This is a genomic window from Vibrio sp. 2096 (assembly GCF_033339595.1).
GTDB classification, from domain to species: Bacteria; Pseudomonadota; Gammaproteobacteria; order Enterobacterales; family Vibrionaceae; genus Vibrio; species Vibrio alginolyticus.
The window spans coordinates 307,009-323,395 of the sequence record NZ_JAWOUX010000002.1; the positions used below are offsets into that span (position 1 = coordinate 307,009).

General features: G+C 44.4%; 12 protein-coding genes and 1 pseudogene. 4 read left to right on the forward strand and 9 right to left on the reverse strand.

Annotation, left to right across the window (positions count from 1 at the left end):
* Positions 1–33: 33 nt before the first annotated feature.
* Positions 34–864 carry a DUF2797 domain-containing protein gene (locus R7Q41_RS04665; RefSeq protein WP_318144377.1) on the reverse strand — a complete coding sequence of 277 codons (831 nt, stop codon included), beginning with the start codon at positions 862–864 and terminating at the stop codon, positions 34–36.
* A 334-nt stretch (positions 865–1,198) separates the two neighbouring features.
* On the opposite strand from R7Q41_RS04665, the pseudogene R7Q41_RS04670 reads away from it, so the two are divergent.
* Positions 1,199–2,536, forward strand: a pseudogene (locus tag R7Q41_RS04670) (GGDEF domain-containing protein).
* 142 nt (positions 2,537–2,678) lie between these two features.
* On the opposite strand, the gene R7Q41_RS04675 reads toward R7Q41_RS04670, so the two are convergent.
* The 3 genes from R7Q41_RS04675 to R7Q41_RS04685 all read right to left on the reverse strand — a co-directional run bounded on the left by R7Q41_RS04675 (position 2,679) and on the right by R7Q41_RS04685 (position 6,846).
* On the reverse strand, positions 2,679–4,049 hold the full coding sequence (locus tag R7Q41_RS04675; protein WP_318107993.1) for a DASS family sodium-coupled anion symporter: 1,371 nt from the start codon (positions 4,047–4,049) through the stop codon (positions 2,679–2,681).
* Positions 4,050–4,268: 219 nt separating this feature from the next.
* Positions 4,269–5,003: a vancomycin high temperature exclusion protein gene (locus R7Q41_RS04680; protein WP_005388862.1), complete on the reverse strand. Its 735-nt coding sequence runs from the start codon at positions 5,001–5,003 to the stop codon at positions 4,269–4,271.
* 154 nt (positions 5,004–5,157) lie between these two features.
* Positions 5,158–6,846 (reverse strand): NAD-dependent malic enzyme, encoded by a 1,689-nt coding sequence (locus R7Q41_RS04685; RefSeq protein ID WP_005377977.1) that lies wholly within the window; start codon positions 6,844–6,846, stop codon positions 5,158–5,160.
* 213 nt (positions 6,847–7,059) lie between these two features.
* Between R7Q41_RS04685 and R7Q41_RS04690 the strand changes: the two genes are divergently transcribed.
* The 3 genes from R7Q41_RS04690 to R7Q41_RS04700 all read left to right on the forward strand — a co-directional run bounded on the left by R7Q41_RS04690 (position 7,060) and on the right by R7Q41_RS04700 (position 12,083).
* Complete coding sequence (locus tag R7Q41_RS04690) at positions 7,060–9,414, forward strand: helicase-related protein (protein ID WP_318107995.1); 2,355 nt, start codon at positions 7,060–7,062, stop codon at positions 9,412–9,414.
* Between the two features lie 288 nt (positions 9,415–9,702).
* Positions 9,703–10,080, forward strand: a complete 378-nt coding sequence (locus R7Q41_RS04695; RefSeq protein ID WP_005377965.1) for a hypothetical protein — start codon at positions 9,703–9,705, stop codon at positions 10,078–10,080.
* Positions 10,081–10,409: 329 nt separating this feature from the next.
* A complete protein-coding gene (locus R7Q41_RS04700) occupies positions 10,410–12,083 on the forward strand; it encodes an alkaline phosphatase D family protein (RefSeq protein ID WP_318107997.1) in 1,674 nt (557 codons plus the stop codon).
* A gap of 78 nt (positions 12,084–12,161) precedes the next feature.
* Here R7Q41_RS04700 and R7Q41_RS04705 read toward each other — a convergent pair whose 3' ends face one another.
* The 5 genes from R7Q41_RS04705 to R7Q41_RS04725 all read right to left on the reverse strand — a co-directional run bounded on the left by R7Q41_RS04705 (position 12,162) and on the right by R7Q41_RS04725 (position 16,344).
* Entirely contained in the window at positions 12,162–13,265 is a 1,104-nt protein-coding gene (locus R7Q41_RS04705) for a phosphoribosylaminoimidazolesuccinocarboxamide synthase (protein WP_318144378.1), read from the reverse strand.
* A 203-nt stretch (positions 13,266–13,468) separates the two neighbouring features.
* The gene (locus tag R7Q41_RS04710) at positions 13,469–13,861 is read right to left on the reverse strand and encodes a SulA-like leucine-rich domain-containing protein (RefSeq protein ID WP_005377962.1); all 393 of its coding nucleotides are present in this window, start codon (positions 13,859–13,861) and stop codon (positions 13,469–13,471) included.
* Positions 13,862–14,273: 412 nt separating this feature from the next.
* Positions 14,274–14,456 (reverse strand): hypothetical protein, encoded by a 183-nt coding sequence (locus R7Q41_RS04715; protein WP_005377960.1) that lies wholly within the window; start codon positions 14,454–14,456, stop codon positions 14,274–14,276.
* 177 nt (positions 14,457–14,633) lie between these two features.
* The gene (locus R7Q41_RS04720; RefSeq protein WP_318144379.1) at positions 14,634–15,608 is read right to left on the reverse strand and encodes a J domain-containing protein; all 975 of its coding nucleotides are present in this window, start codon (positions 15,606–15,608) and stop codon (positions 14,634–14,636) included.
* A 76-nt stretch (positions 15,609–15,684) separates the two neighbouring features.
* Positions 15,685–16,344, reverse strand: a complete 660-nt coding sequence (locus R7Q41_RS04725) for an OmpA family protein (RefSeq protein WP_318108109.1) — start codon at positions 16,342–16,344, stop codon at positions 15,685–15,687.
* Between the last annotated feature and the right edge of the window lie 43 nt (positions 16,345–16,387).

A 16,387-nucleotide genomic window follows, 5' to 3' on the forward strand; every position in this document is an offset into this window, starting at 1 on the left:
GTTTTTATTTGAATCAACGCGTTTTACAAGCGATTACTCACTAACTTCAACTTCAACTTCATAGGAAGTGAATTTTCTTACATTAATAACGCCAGTATCAAAGATGAGGTATTGACCTTTGATGCCTTGCAAAGTGCCAGTAACAACCGGGTTTTTATCGAAGTTATGCGAAATGATCTTCGTTGGGTGCTGTTGTACCGGGTAGCTAAGGTCGGTAATGCTTTCGTTTAATACTTCAATGGCATCTTCGCCGAATTGCTGTTTTATCTCGGCAATTTTCTCTTCGACTAAAGGCAATAGCTCAGCAAAACGGTCCTGCAATGCCATAGGTTCACCGTCACCTTTAAGCAGTGTGCGCCAATTGGTCTTGTCTGCGATATGTTTCGCCAGTTCAACTTCAATTAAACCGGAGATATGGCGAGTTTTTACTTTAAAAATTGGCAAGCCCTGAGTCGCGCCTTGGTCAATCCAACGAGTCGGGATTTGAGTATGACGAGTGATACCAACTTTTAAGCTGGATGTGTTGGACAGGTAGACAAAGTGATCCACCATGCAATTCTCTTCACCCCATTGTGGTTCGCGACAAGTCCCTTGATCGTAGTGGCAGGTCTCTGGCTTCATGATACACATGTCGCAGCTTGCTAGCTTTTTCATGCATACAAAACAGTGGCCTTGCGAATAACTCTTTTTCGTTTTCTTTCCACATGAGCAACAAAAAATATTGCCAGTGTGAGTCAGTGTGAGCGTTTTACCCAGAAACGGAGTTAAGTCGATCTCTTCCTCACCGACAGGAAGACGGTAGTTGACGGCACCGTCCAGAGAAGCACGCATCTTGTTTAGCGTGCCAGTTGCAATTAATGACATGACATTACTCATTATTGTGTTTTTGCACAGTATATACTGAAGTGGAGAAGAGATGCAGGGTTGACAGGAGCTTTAAAGTAAATGTCTTGCACTAAATTATTATGCATCGTGTTTTATTTTCTAAAAATTATGGCTGTGAAATGCTTCGCAAATAGAAGTTGGGCTGCACTTTTTAGAAATTTTAAAACGTGATAACGGTTCAAAATCCGTTACTATGTGTCGAAAATAAGAATTGAATGAAAAAGCGATTTTATTTCTTGATAAATCACCTTGATTTCATTTTTTGAAATTATTGAACCCCACGTATTGTATAATCTCAGCAGGTCACTTGCCCATGAAGTGGATCCATAACTTTATCTTTGCTCTTTCTATTTGCACTATCAGTTTGGTTGCCCTTTATAGTGTGCTTGGCGATACGCGAAAGCTGACCATTACACCTGAGCATTTCAATATCTATGCAACTAAAGATGCCAGTGAAGGAGGTGTGAGTGAGGCTGATATCACATACGATCGGCAAAGCCTAGTTCTTAGCTGTGAACTAAAGCAGAGCTCGTATGCTTGGCCTTACTGCGGAATCTCGGTTTATACCGATTCAGCAACGCCAACACAGGGTATTGACCTTTCCAACTACCATACGATTCGATTGAAGGTGCGATATGAAGAGGCAGGAATAGGGGCTAACCCTAGCCACGACCTACGTTTGTATCTTCGCAATTATAATTCTGAGTATTCCAAGCCGGACGACGAGTACACCATTAAATATAATGGCATGCAGTTTTCTCCGTCGGGTTCGAGCGATATTGTCGAAATTCCGATTAAAAATCTTCAGGTGATGACCTGGTGGTTAGCAGATAACGGAGTCGCGATTGAGCACTCTGCACCTTAATTTTCAAACATCACACGTATTGATATTGCAACTGGGTCTGGTGCGGCACTTGGTAAACATAGAATTGTGATTGATAAAATTGAGTTTGAAGGCGCTTACCTTGCGCAAGAAACATTGTTGTATGCATTATTACTCTCTTGGATGGCGCTTGGACTGGCTTTTTCACTGCATGAGTTACGAAAAAATAGAGTGGCTTATGAAAAAGCGCAAAAGCGTCACCGTCATTTGGAAAAGGTGAATGATACTTTGCGAGCTCAAAACTATGAGTTTGCAGAGCTAGCGCATCGAGATGCTTTGACGGGCGCGATGAACCGATATGCTGTGCAACACTGGCTGGAACAACAATCTCGTCAGGTTCGCTGGGGGCATAACACCTTCAGTATTCTCTATTTGGACTTGGATAAGTTTAAAAAGGTGAACGACAAATTTGGGCACCAAATGGGGGATGACATATTGCGCGAATTTGTCATGGTGGTAGCGACTTCTATTTACTCAGACGATCGACTCGTTCGTTGGGGCGGCGAAGAGTTTGTCGTATTTTGCCCTGATACCAATATTGAACAAGCGTTAGAGAAGGCAGAAATGATTCGCAAAAATGTGGAGGATCATTTGTGGGTGCACGGTGAATCATTAACTTGCAGTATTGGCGTTGCCCAAATGCAGAATGAACGCGTCTCAGAAACCATGGCGAGAGCTGACGAAGTGCTGTATCAGGCGAAGCGCAATGGTCGCAACCGAGTGGAAGCTCATTATGGTTTACTTGCTTGCGAAAAGAAGCAAGCCTGATAGCCGTTCACTAAAAGGAAAGAAAAAAGGTGGCCAACTGGCCACCAAGAGGGAAACTGCTGAACACCACTTAGGGGGGAAGTTTGGGTTATCGATACGATTACCGTGAGCAGCAGTGTAGTGCTAATCGAACTTGCTATTTTTACCAGAACAACCAAGCGAAAAGCGTTAGTGCAGCAATACAGGCAATGTTTAATACGAAACCAATTCGCATCATTTCTTTTTGCTTGATATGACCCGTACCGAACACAATCGCGTTTGGAGGTGTTGCAACAGGTAACATAAATGCACAAGATGCAGCGACGGCAATCAGTGCAGAGAGAATAACCGGAGACATGCCTAAGGCTTCTGCAATGGTCGCAAATACAGGGACAAGTAGCGCAGCACTGGCGGTGTTACTCGCAAACTCAGTTAAGAAGACAACAAAAGCAACCACTGCAAGAATCGTTAAGAGAATACCGGCTTGCTCAAGGAAGCCTGACAAGCTATGAGCCAAAAATACGCTTGTTCCGGTTGCTTTTAGGACGTTACTCAGACAGATACCACCACCAAATAGGATTAACACACCCCAGTCGGTTGTTTTCTCAATATCTTTCCACTCGACGGCGCGAGAAGCACCAAGTAGAAGGATGGCGCCAATAGCTACAAGAGTATCGAACTTCGCGAAGCCACCCAGCATAGCGTTAATAGGCTTACTGAATATCCACAACGTCACGGTCAGTAAGAAAATCGCCAACGTAATCATTTTGCCGTTTGTCCATTCGACTGGTTGATGGTCAAGGTCAAACTTGTGGCTAAGGTCAGGCTTAGTCATCGTGTACAATACGAGGATAGCGAGTGGCATTAATACTAGGGAAATAGGTACACCAAACTTCATCCATTCAGTGAAGCTAAGGCCAACTTCAGCTGCTGCAATTGCGTTTGGTGGGCTACCAACCAGTGTTGCAATACCACCAATTGAAGCACTGTAAGCGATGCCGAGTAGAACAAACAAAAAGGTGTTGTGGTTTTTCTTGGCGTCTAGCTTTGTCATCACACCCAGCACAAGCGGTAACATCATCGCGGCGGTGGCGGTGTTTGAAATCCACATTGACAGGCCAGCACTCACACCAAATAGCATGAATACAGCGACAGACATTTTTCCTCTTGCCAGCAATAGTACTTTATCTGCAATAGCTTGATCTAACTTTTGTTTATGTAGAGCCGCAGCTAGTGCAAAACCACCCAAAAATAGAAAAATGATGGAGTTGGAAAAGTTATTCAGTGCGGCTTGAGTGTTGAACACACCCAAAAATACCGCAAGTAGTGGTATGAGCAGCGCAGTAATGCTGACGTGAATCGCTTCGGTTAGCCACAGAATAGCAACAAAAACTAAGATGCTCAGGCCGGTTACTACTTGTGGTTCAAAGGGTAAGGTATTAAACAAGATAATGAACAATAGGATATTCGCGTTCAAAATCATGCTGTTGCGAGTGAAGAACCAATTCTTCAATGTCACAGCGAGTGCGGTCATGGGTAGTGCTCCTTTTGCATTGCCTTTTGTCGGTTTTTTTATGGCAAAGTAACTGACTTGTAGTTATTTATTGATGAAATGTTACTTTGAATGCGAAAAAGAGTTTTGCCTGAATCGTAGAGCAAATTAGAAAGTGTGATGTTGAGAATTGGAAATGGGTAGAAAACTACCCATTTGTTTTATAGAAATGTTACTAGGCTTGTGAGCCACGTTATTCCTCTATTCGACGGGGACTTGAAGAGGCTCGTTAGCTGCTTTATTTGGCTCTTTTACTGCAACGATAGGTTCTTGAGGGCCAAGAAACTTAGGCTGCGTATTGATAATGTACAGGTCTAAAAACGCTTTCACACGGGCTAGCAGTTCTCGAACACGCATCGATGTTTTTTGCTTGTTGGCCGTCGGCCCTGCTACCGCGAGACACTGTGCATCAATGCTGTAAGCATCAGCGATGAACAGTGCGCGTTCACAGTGAAAGCGCTGAGTCACAATCAGAAATCGCTCCGAAGCAAAAATTTTTTTCGCTCGTACAATCGAATCTAAGGTACGAAAGCCAGCATAATCAAGGTGAATCACTTCTTCAGGCACGCCTGCTTTAAGTAAGTCGCGTTTCATTGTCCACGGTTCGTTGTATGAACGGTGGGCGTTATCACCACTCAATAAAAACTGTTTTACTTTGCCTTGGTTGTAAAGCTCAATCGCCGCATTAATGCGATGAGTGTAGTAAGTGTTGAGGATCTTTCCGATGTACTTACTGGTACCAAGAACTACGGCAACCTCATGTTGAGGGATTTGCTCGTATTCAGTGAAAATGCTCTCTTTGGCTTGTAAAACCACCCATCGGTCGATGGCAATAACAGAAACAAGCAGACTAAGTGCAGAGATCGACAAAATCAAAGCAAATCGCTTCCAGGAAAATTTCAGCTTCCACTTTGATCTTATGCGAGAAAACAACAAAACGTTTTATATCCTTAACTAAAAATGTAGTTCTCATCATATCTGATAGAAACAAAAAGAGAGAAGCCCATTTATGCCAAAATCTGGTTAGGATGATAAAAAAATAAAAGCCCCTACATGGTAGGGGCTAATTATTAAACGAATTGTCTCAAGCTTAGAACGCAGTGCGTTTGTAGCGGCGGTAAACAGGTTGCCAGAACGACTGTTCAATTGCCACGTTCAATGCTTCATCAGTAATTTCTAATGCGACACCTTGTTCAATTGCCTTTTTACCAACGGCAAATGCGATTTTTTTCGACACTAAGTGGATCTCTTCCAGTGGTGGAAGTAGTGCACCACGACCATTGATTGCTAGAGGAGAACATGTTGCTAGCGCGCGACTTGATTCCATTAGCATCTCGTCAGTGACACGTTTTGCATTGACAGCAAGTACACCAAGGCCGATGCCTGGGAAGATGTAGCTGTTGTTACATTGTGCAATAGGGTAAGTGCGACCTTCATGAACCACTGGCTCAAATGGGCTACCTGTTGCAACCAGTGCTTCACCATTTGTCCAACGAATGATGTCGTTCGGTGTCGCTTCCACGCGGCTTGTTGGGTTCGACAGTGGGAAGACAATCGGACGCTTACAGTGTTTATGCATTTCTTCGATGACTTCTTGGCTAAATAGGCCAGGAGCACCAGAAACACCAATTAGTACCGTTGGCTTCGCGTTACGCATTACATCGAGTAGTGAGAAGCCATTTCCTTCATTTTCCCACTCTTTCGTATTGGTATGCTTTTGCACCAAGCGTTGTTGGAAATCAAGAAGGTTAGGCATGCCTTCTTGTAACAGACCCCAACGGTCAACCATGTAAACTTGTGAGCGAGCTTGCTCGTCAGAAATTCCTTCCGATACCATTTGTGCGATGATCGCTTCTGCGATACCACAACCAGCAGACCCTGCGCCTAGGAAGGTAATACGTTGTTTAGAAAGCTGAGTTCCTGCTGCTTTACAAGCTGCAAGTAGAGAGCCAACAGTAACAGCAGCAGTACCCTGAATATCATCATTGAAACAACACACGCGGTCTTTGTAACGCTCTAGAAGAGGCATCGCATTTTTCTGAGCAAAGTCTTCGAACTGGATCAAAGCATCAGGCCAACGGCGCTGTACCGCTTGGATAAACTCTTCTACAAATGCATCGTATTCTGCACCCGTAATACGAGGATGACGCCAACCCATGTACATCGGATCAGCTAAGCGTTGCGGGTTATTGGTACCCACATCAAGAACGATTGGTAGCGTGTAAGCAGGGCTGATACCACCACACGCGGTATATAGTGACAGTTTACCGATTGGAATACCCATGCCGCCGATACCTTGGTCACCCAAGCCAAGGATACGTTCGCCATCTGTCACAACAATCACTTTAACGTTGTGGTTTGCTGCGTTGTTCAGCAAGTCGTCAATACGGTCACGGTTCGGGTATGAAATGAACAGACCGCGACCACGACGGTAAATGTTAGAGAAGTTTTCACATGCTGCGCCAACAGTCGGCGTGTAGATGATAGGCATCATCTCAGAAATGTGATTTTGCACTAGGCGGTAATACAATGTTTCGTTGGTGTCTTGGATGTTACGCAGATAAATGTGCTTATCCATATCGCTTTCGAAACTTTTGTATTGCTGGTAGGCACGTTCCACCTGCTCTTGGATAGTTTCGGTCGACTCTGGAAGCAGACCTTCTAAGTTGAATGAACTACGTTCTTCAGCAGAGAATGCACTGCCTTTGTTCAAAAGAGGGGTTGCTAAAAGAGCCGGACCCGCATATGGAATATATAGTGGGCGTTTATCGTTGTTCATTGGGTGCCTTATGTAGGGTTGAAGGATGCGCACCAAATTTTAACGGGTTCACTATTTAGTTGTAAACATGCGTTGATGCACATCAATGTAATGTCGCAAAAAAATTCAGATACCGACGAAAATATCGGCAATATTGGTTGTTTAGAGATACCTAAAGCAGGATTTTTTTACTTGGGTATAATGTTTTGCATCATCAAATCAAATCCAATTTCTATGTTTCAACTACCTATCGACAGCCTGCAAGCCGAGTTTGACCATCATGTAAACCTTAACCATCTTGTGGTGGAAGCCGAAACTGGGTCGGGTAAATCTACCCGCTTGCCCATGTGGGCGGCAAAACACGGACGCGTTCTGGTTATTGAACCACGTCGAATTGCTTGTACCTCGCTGGCTGAATTTCTTGCGGAGCAATCTGGAGAGCCAATAGGTCGCAAAGTCGGTTACGCGATCAAGCTTCATGCCTACTTTGATGAAAAAACCGAAGTTGTATTTGTGACTCCGGGGGTTGCACTGCGTTGGTTTTCGGAAAACAAGCTAGCAGACTTTGATGTCGTGATAGTGGACGAATTTCACGAGCGACGCTGGGATATTGATCTATTAATCGCCATTTTGAAGCAAGAAAATCAACATCGATTGATCGTCACTTCCGCTACCTTAGAAGGCGAAAAGCTTTCTCGTTACCTGAATGCTAAGCGTCTGCGTTCGGAGGGACGTTGCTTTCCAGTCACGGTGACACATCGTTCCACAGACAGCCGCTATTTACCGAACAAAAAGGGATGTGAACAGGAGGTTGTCGGAGCGGTAAAAGAAGCACTGGAAGATGAAGATGGCGATATTCTTGTTTTTCTCCCAGGACGTAAAGAGATCGCCCAATGCGCGCAGATGCTACAAAGCAGCAGTGATGTCATGGTGGTTAAACTTCATGCCTCGGTCAGTGATGAAGAACGACATCGTGCGCTGACGGTACAAAAGCAACGGAAAGTCGTATTGGCAACCAACGTCGCGGAAACCTCTCTGACCATTCCTAACATCCGTGTGGTAATCGATAGTGGTTTAGAGCGCAGAACTGTACAACGAAATGGACGTACAGCACTGACATTAACCAACATTTCTAAGGCCAGTGCCGCGCAGCGAATGGGGCGAGCAGGTCGCGTTACCGAAGGGGCTTGTATTCGTCTATATGGTGAGCACGCGCCTTTAGAATTAGTGACGCCTCCAGAATTACACAGAGAAGAGCTCGTCGAGCCCATGCTGGCAGCGGCTTGTTGTGGGTACCGTCTCTCAACACTCGATTTTCTCGACTCAATTCCAGAAAAGTCGCTAGAGGCATCTCATTCGACGTTATTATCCATGGAAGCGATTGATGAGGATGGCAATGTCACGCAGCACGGGAGAAAAGTATATCCACTACCCATTGATGCACTGTTTGCCGATCTCGTTACCAGAATTCAAGCGAAGCCAGAGAAGGAAGCAATGATTGATTTGGCTGCCGCCTTATCTGTGCCTGCGCAGCTCTATCAGCGACAAAGTGGTGAAGTTGCTGAGCTTCTATCTCAAGAGGAGCCATACGGATGTGATGCCTCTTTACTGATCCGTTTGGTTCGAGGGGAGCAACTCTCAGGCATTATCATTGACGCTAGCGCGCTCGAAGAGGCACTAGGTTTAGCGAAACAAATGCGAGAAGTGTTTGAATTGCCGGAACTTGACGTTGCCTCTCGATATAAACGTGAAGCGCTCTTTTTCTCCATCGCCTCATTGCACCCTGAGCTTGTGTTTGTCCGACGAGCTCGTCGAAGGGATGCTCTAGGAAATGGCGTAGTCGAGATGCTGGTTGGGCGTAACAGCCGCTTTCCTGATAAAGAAGAAGCGGCCATCGTGCTAGATAGCCATAGCGTGCCAGGACGAGGTGTTAAGCAAACACTAAACCTCGCATCGGTTATGATGCCTATCCCGCTGACGTTGTTACGCGAACTTGAATTTGGGGAGTGGCGACAAGGTGAGACGAATTATGAAGAAGAGACGCCAAGAGCAACAATGCATTTGGTCTACGCCGGGCGAACAGTCTGTTCTGAACACCAAGCGTTACAAGGTGATGTTGCTGTTCAGTCTATTGTCGAAATGATAGAAGACGAGACACTGTTACCAGGTTTTGCTTCTCAAAGAAAACAACAAATCCAACACTGGAAACTCTACAACGCATTGGGCCTTAATGTCGAAGGAGAAGAGGTTAACGACTTGGCCTCCTTGACATTTTCTAGCTGGTTAAAGGATCAGTTGGAAACATTAGGCGTTGAAAATGTCGATGATATGGCGTTATTTGAACCGGAAGACTTAACATTTAACGGTGTTCCAGAATGGGAATACGACGATTTCACGGAGCAGTACCCTTTAGAACTTTCGCTGCCAGAACTCCAACTGGATGTTGAGTATTACGCGTCTCGCAAGCTGGTACAGGTCGTTTATCGAGAGGGAAACCGTAAGGGAGACCCGAAGCGTTGGGAGCTGCCACGCTGGGCTGGTTGGAAGATACAGTATAAAAAGGCCAGTCGAGTGATTGATGTGAAGTAGGTCGGCGGATGACGTTGTGACAAGAATTGATATTTTCTTGGTGAATCTATAATTATTTCATATTGATAGCGTTACTTGTGTGTTGTTTTTAGTTTCTTAATTGAAATATTAATCAATTGAATGCTTATATATGGCGAAGCTGTACATCAGTTGTTACAAAGCTGGTTTTAATATTTCCTTTTGTATGTAAATTAGGGCATAAAAGACGAATGTTTTATATCCCATTGCTATATCAAAACAGTTGAACGATATTTGGTATATCTCATTTTCGAGTGTCGGGGGCATAGAATGGATCAACAAGGAAAGACGTGCATTGAATTCGACTACACTAGCTTTTTAGGAGCGACAGGTAGTAAGAAATGGACCTTTTTAGAGGCATTTGCCACCATCGCGCCTATTTTCGGTTTGATGTGGAAACAGAACATTGCGGAATTGAGCAAGCCTGAAGATCGGTTGTGGGATGCCGCATTAAAATCGATGTCTTCTCGTAAAAGTGATGAATCCAATTTGGTCCGCTTAACCCAGCTAGCTAAACATGAAGGGATCAATGAATTGCGAGTCGTTATGCCATATTCGCTCGATGTTCAGCAAATCGAGTACATAGAATCTCGCAGTCAGTTGAAGGTGGATACGTCAGAACAAGATGTCCTTAACATCAAGTTTTAGGCTGAACATTTCCACTTCATCGATGTACCACTTAACAATAGTGCAATGAAAAGCGACCTCAAAGTAGGTCGCTTTTTATTTTGAGGTTTTTGTCGCAGGTCTTAGGAAATGTGATGAATATAGAGTATTTGCACTTAAATTAACAAAAATGTAACGTTTGGAAATGCAATTGTCATAACTAGCTTCTAACTTTGTGTTTTTAGGACAAATTACCGACTAAGTGGTTGGTACTGTAAGTTCGAATTAACGTCCCTTATTGGCATACAAGGATGATCGAGTCACCACGTCATTTGGGCATAAAAACAAACACAATAAGAAAGGAAGTCAATATGTCTTTGTCTCGTCGAGACTTTATGAAAGCTGCCTCTTCAACGGCGATTGTTACCGGGCTGGTGGGCTGTGGTAGCGATGCTAGTGAATCTGCTGCGGTTACCTTTGAGCACGGAGTGGCGAGTGGAGATCCTACTCAAACACAAGTAATCATTTGGACTCGAGTTACGACCTCAGCAAGCTACGCAGATGTAAGCTGGCAAGTTTCTTCTAATGAAAATTTTACTGATATCGTGCAAAGTGGCACTTTCGCTACAGATACGAGCCGAGATTTTACGGTAAAAGTTGATGTTCAAAACCTCAACGCAAATTCTCACTATTACTATCGATTCATGGTTGGAGATGTCACTAGCGAAGTCGGGCAAACTCAAACATTACCAGAGGGTGGTGTAGAAAAGGCATCCATGGCCGTTGTTTCTTGTGCAAACTATCCTGCTGGTTATTTCCATGTGTATCGAGAGATCTTAAATCAACATGAGCAAGAACCGTTTGATGTGGTACTTCATCTCGGTGATTACATTTATGAGTATGGGGCTGGTGGCTACGCTAGTGAAGATGCTGAGGCACTAGGGCGAGAGCCAAGCAAAGGCACTGAATGCATTACCTTAGATGATTACCGAAAACGGTATGCGCAATATCGCCAAGATGCTGATCTGCAAGCGTTACATGCGAGCCTACCAATGATTGCAGTCTGGGATGACCATGAGCTTGCAAATGATAGTTGGAAAAATGGTGCGGAAAACCATCAAGAAGAGGAAGGCAGCTTTAATGATCGTCGTGCAGCTGCGGCTGCCGCGTGGACAGAATGGTTGCCCGTTCGTGAAAACACTTTCTCAAACATGCTGATTTACCGTCAGTTTTCGTTTGGAAGTTTAGTCAATTTGATGATGCTCGACACGCGACTTGTGGGGCGTGATAAACCGTTGGGTTATTTCTCGCTCAGCTCACCAACGATGGAAGCGATTGGCGGTTTAGTTGCTCAGTCGCGCAGTCAAGACCGAGAGCTGTTAGGCGGTGACCAACTCGCTTGGCTGATGGATGCGTTCAGTACGCACGACGCAACTTGGAATGTGCTAGGGCAACAAGTGTTAATGTCTCGTATGGAGTTGCCAAGTTCGGTTATGACCGCGATGTTTCAATTGTTTACTGCCACTGAAGAACAAAAAACAGAGGCGTTATTAGCGGTAAACTCTGCGATTACGGGTTATCTCTCTGACCCAAGTTTAGATACCATTGCTTTGCCATATAACCTAGATGCATGGGATGGTTACTACGTTGAGCGAGAGAACGTTTATCAACTGGCCAAAGCCAGCAGTGGTAACTTTGTCTGTTTGGCAGGAGATACGCACAATGCATGGGCAAGTGAGCTTAAAGACGTATCTAAGCATCCTATCGGGGTAGAGTTTGCGACTAGCTCTGTGAGTTCCCCTGGGTTAGAAGCCTACCTCGCGTTAGACCCTGTTGCGATCACTCAAATGGAATACACGCTGCCGCACTTAGTGTCAGAATTACAGTGGGCAGACATCAAACAGCGTGGCTTTATGCGCGTTACTTTTACGCCCGACAAGGCAGAGGCGACCTGGTATTTCGTATCAACGATTAAAGACAAAACATATCAGGTGACGACCAAGTCAGCCTCTACAACAGATGGCACTACGTTAAATATCGGCTAAACTGAGCCTAATACGAAAAAAGTCCGCAAGCTAGTGCGGACTTTTTATTGGAAAGCATTTAGCAATCTAGCGACAGTGCTAGTCAATCAATCCGTATTCTTTGCTCAGAACTTCGATGATTTCCGCTTTCGGATTCTCACTCAAATGAATCGGCTTGCCTGTAATCTTCTCGGCAATACCAATGTAGGTGCTCGAAATCGCCATCAAAGATTCGACGGGTAAAGCATTATCACGAGCGAGTGCTTCACGCTCTGGCATACGTTCTTTATTTAGCAAGATATCTGGGTCAGGGAAGTGGTTAAGTAGGAACTGGCGGAAAACTTCTTTTGAGTTCTCTACGATGTGACCTGCTTGGTACTCTTTAGCATCCCATATACGAGACGAGTCTGGTGTACCCACTTCATCCATGTAAATCAGCTTTTCATTGCCAGCAGCATCATGAACATAACCAAATTCGAATTTGGTATCGACAAAGATTTGGTCAATTGCTTCTAATGCTTGGCTGATAACGTTAAAGCCTTCTTTCAGCAGTTTTTCGTAGAGTGCGATATCGTCCGCACTTGAGAAGTTAAATGCTTCGTAGTTGTCTACGATATTTTGACGAGTAATATTAACGTCATCCGCTTCTGGCACACCGGGAATGCCTTTTAGAATGCCTTTTGTGGATGGGGTCATTAGCAACTCTGGCAGTGCTTTGTCTTTTTCTAACCCTTCAGGAAGTTGGATTCCACAAAACTCGCGCTCGCCATTTGCGTAAGCGCGCCACATCGAACCCGTGATGTATTTGCGGCAGATGGCTTCGATTTTTACCGGTTTGGCTTTTTGTACAATCCAAACAAAAGGGTGAGGAATGTCTAGAATATGGCTATCTGCTAAGCCATTTTCTTTGAACAGTTTGAACCAGTGATTAGAAATCGCATTAAGCGCAGCCCCTTTACCCGGGACACCATTAAGACCACCTTCAGCATGCCAAATACAATCGAACGCAGAGATTCGGTCGCTAATCACCATGATAGCCAAAGGCGCATCTGGCGCGACATTGTATCCTTTTTCTTTGATCAGTCGGGCGCTGTCTTCATCAGTTAACCAGTAAACTGAACGAACTTTTCCACTATGAACGGGTTTATGGGTGCGAATTGGCAGGTCGTCATTGACGGCAAGTACTTGATTAGCAAGGCTCATTGCGACATTCCTATCATCTTAATCAAACGTCAGAAAGAGAAGATATTCAGCAAAATGTGGGCGCTGAATAAATCGAATGTGGGCATCATACCAGAACTATTTTAACTCGCCAGAGAAAAAGCAAACGTTTGCCTATTTTCTTTAATACAAAAAAAGCCCCCTTAAAAAGGAGGCGAGATGCAGGATGGATAACGTCGAACTTATTAGTGGTACTTATTAACTCTGCCTTCGACGAAAAAGACTTCACACTGATAGCGCTGCGCCATGTCGCGCAACATAGATTGATTCATAAGTGCAATTTTATTGGATGCGACAACAGCACTGGCATTGCCTGATCGGATGGCTTTTATCACGATCTCGACTTCTGAAAGCTGTTGAGAGGGCTTCATTTGAATAACGTTTTTACAGCAAATATTAGAAGCAGTGAGTTGTTCAAAGTCTGGACGAGGGCAGTCTGCTGTAAACAAAATCCATTGTTTCTGCTGCGATAAAACAGCCAGCTTAGATAGAAGCTGATCCGAAACGGCCATGGGCTTAGTTGCTTGTGCCAATACGTTGTAACGAGAGTATGTATGAGATTGACTTTGTAACTGCATCTTACTGTTCCTTTATACATGCTGTATGCATATACAGTAGTTTGTTTTGGCGACCTGATCAACAAGTTTCTCAAAAGTTATTTGCGGTTTTTTGAAAAGGAAATAAAAGAATTTTACTTTAAGTAATTGAATTTATTTGTTTATTTTTTATTTCTGATATGTCTAACATCAATTTAAAAATGTGAGGTGAGTAGAAAGTTGGACGAGAGACATACAGGGGTTTACTACTGTATATACAGGTGTTTTTCACGGACAGTGGTTTGTATACAGTGGAAGAGGGCTGATAACCGATGCGACATGCTATGTAGGATAGGAGGGAATACGAGATAGAGATTGGAAATAGGCTTGGGAGATCAAAAAAGCGCCTTATAAAAGGCGCTTTTGAAAATCAGTTCCATTGATTCCGTCTTGCTTAGCTCGCTCGTTGCAAACGTTCGCGCATTTGCAATTCGCCTTGGTTAAATAGGCGCACGTCGATTTTTGCCATATCGTAACAAGCTTTACATGAGTAGTGGTGCTTGCCATCTAAATAATCGTGACGAGTTACAAGACTAGGTTTTTTACACCAATCACAGGTGCCTTCTTCAGTGAACATTGATTTTCTCCCCACCTAGATTAATTTGAGTCGTTAGGTGTTATTTTGCGCCGGGCATTATGGCATAAAAGCGCGACTTAAGTTAAATGTCTGTTAATTTCTTTGAGAGGGAGATCGATTGCGGTGTTTGATTATATGGGAATAAAAGCATGGTAGCCAAAGTATCCTGACCTATTTTTACTGTTTTGTAACATTTTGTGAGACGAGCTTAAAGGCATGATTGAGTCGCTTCATTTCTTCTTCACTGCCCCTTGTGTCAGGATGATAAAGCTTTGATAACTGTCTATAGCGTAGCTTGATTGCCTGTAAATCAGGGATGGTTTGTGGTGTGTAGCCAAACATAGCACACGCGACGCTTAGCTTATGGTTTTCTGCCTGAGTTTTGGATTTCTTAAATTCTCTGAATACTTTCTCTAACTGACGCTTCAGTTGCTTGTTCGTAAACTCTAGCTCTTTTATTTTTTCCGCCATTCGTTGATTTTGGCTTTCCCCTTTGGCTTCACGCGCTTTTCTATTCTGCTTGAGATTTTTGATCACGAGGAAACTTAAGCTGCTGATGATGAGTATCGCCGCTAGCCAAATCAGCCATAGAAACGGCGAGTGTTCTACTTTGGGGTTTGCAACTGTGCTTTTCTCTTCCTGTGCTTGCTCCGCCTTTTTATCGAGCGACTTTATTTGCGAGACTTGTTTAGCTCGCAGTTGGTTGAAGCGCTGCTCTAACAGTTGATTATAAGCCTGTTCTGCTGCTGGATTATGCTGAGAAGCCATTTGATACAAAGCTTCAGTCAATTGAGATGCTGTGACCTTATCTTGATTGCGCTGAATAAAGTTAGCGAGAAGAAAGCCCCGATCGGTTGGGTCATTGAGTGCGATAGAGGTTAGCCAATATAACGCTTGTGTTTCATTTTTTTCGCCATTTATCCCTTTAGCAAAGTCGTTCGCGAGCTGTTTTTGCGCAGGGAGGTAACCTTGGTTGGCGGATTGCTCTAGCCAGTAACGCGTTTCTGGTGAGGCTTCAGCTTTGTGTGATGCCAATAATTGCTGTGCATACTCATATTGTTCGATGGGGTCAATTGGAGCTTGAGAGGCAAGCGAGTAACCAGAAAAGCTGAGGCTAAATAAGCAGAGTAGGGCAGACGTTTTGACAGACATTAATATGTCAGGCCTAACGATAATGGTTAGGCCTGCTCCGGTAATTTTTTATTATTACCGTTATGGTGCAACCAAATTACTTCAGTGGCAAGATCTGGATTTCAACACGACGGTTGCACGCACGACCTTCAGAAGTTTGGTTTGAGCAAATTGGGTTACGTTCGCCGTAGCCGCGTGCAATTGCACGACCAGGTGCAACGTTTTGAGATACTAGGAATTGACGTACGGACTCTGCACGGCGCTCTGACAACGTTTGGTTGTATGACTCACTACCTGTGCTATCCGTGTAACCGTCAATAACGAGACTGGTATCTGGGTACTCAACTAGGATGCGAGCAACACCGCGTAGAGTATTATGGATACTAGCATCAAGCTGGTAAGAGCTTGAAGAGAAGCCGATACCGTTTTCCATACGCAGTAAAAGCTGATTTTCACCAACACGCTGAACTTGTACGCCAGAGTTTAGCAAAGCGCGACGTAACTCCGCTTCTTGTTGGTCAAAGTAGTAACCAGCGCCAGCGCCAGTCGCTCCGCCTGCGGCTGCACCAATGAGTGCATGCTGACGACGTTCTTTAGCATCATCACCCGTTGCTAGGCCGATTGCTGCGCCAGCGATCGCACCAATAAGCGCGCCTTGCGTGGTGGAGTTAGTTTCGTATTCACCCGTTGTTGCATTTTGGCGTTGAGTGGCTTGACAGCCAGTAAGAGCTAGCACTAGAGCTAGTGCAATAGGCATCTTTTTCAAGGGAAAATCTCCGTATAAAACTGAGGCGAAACCA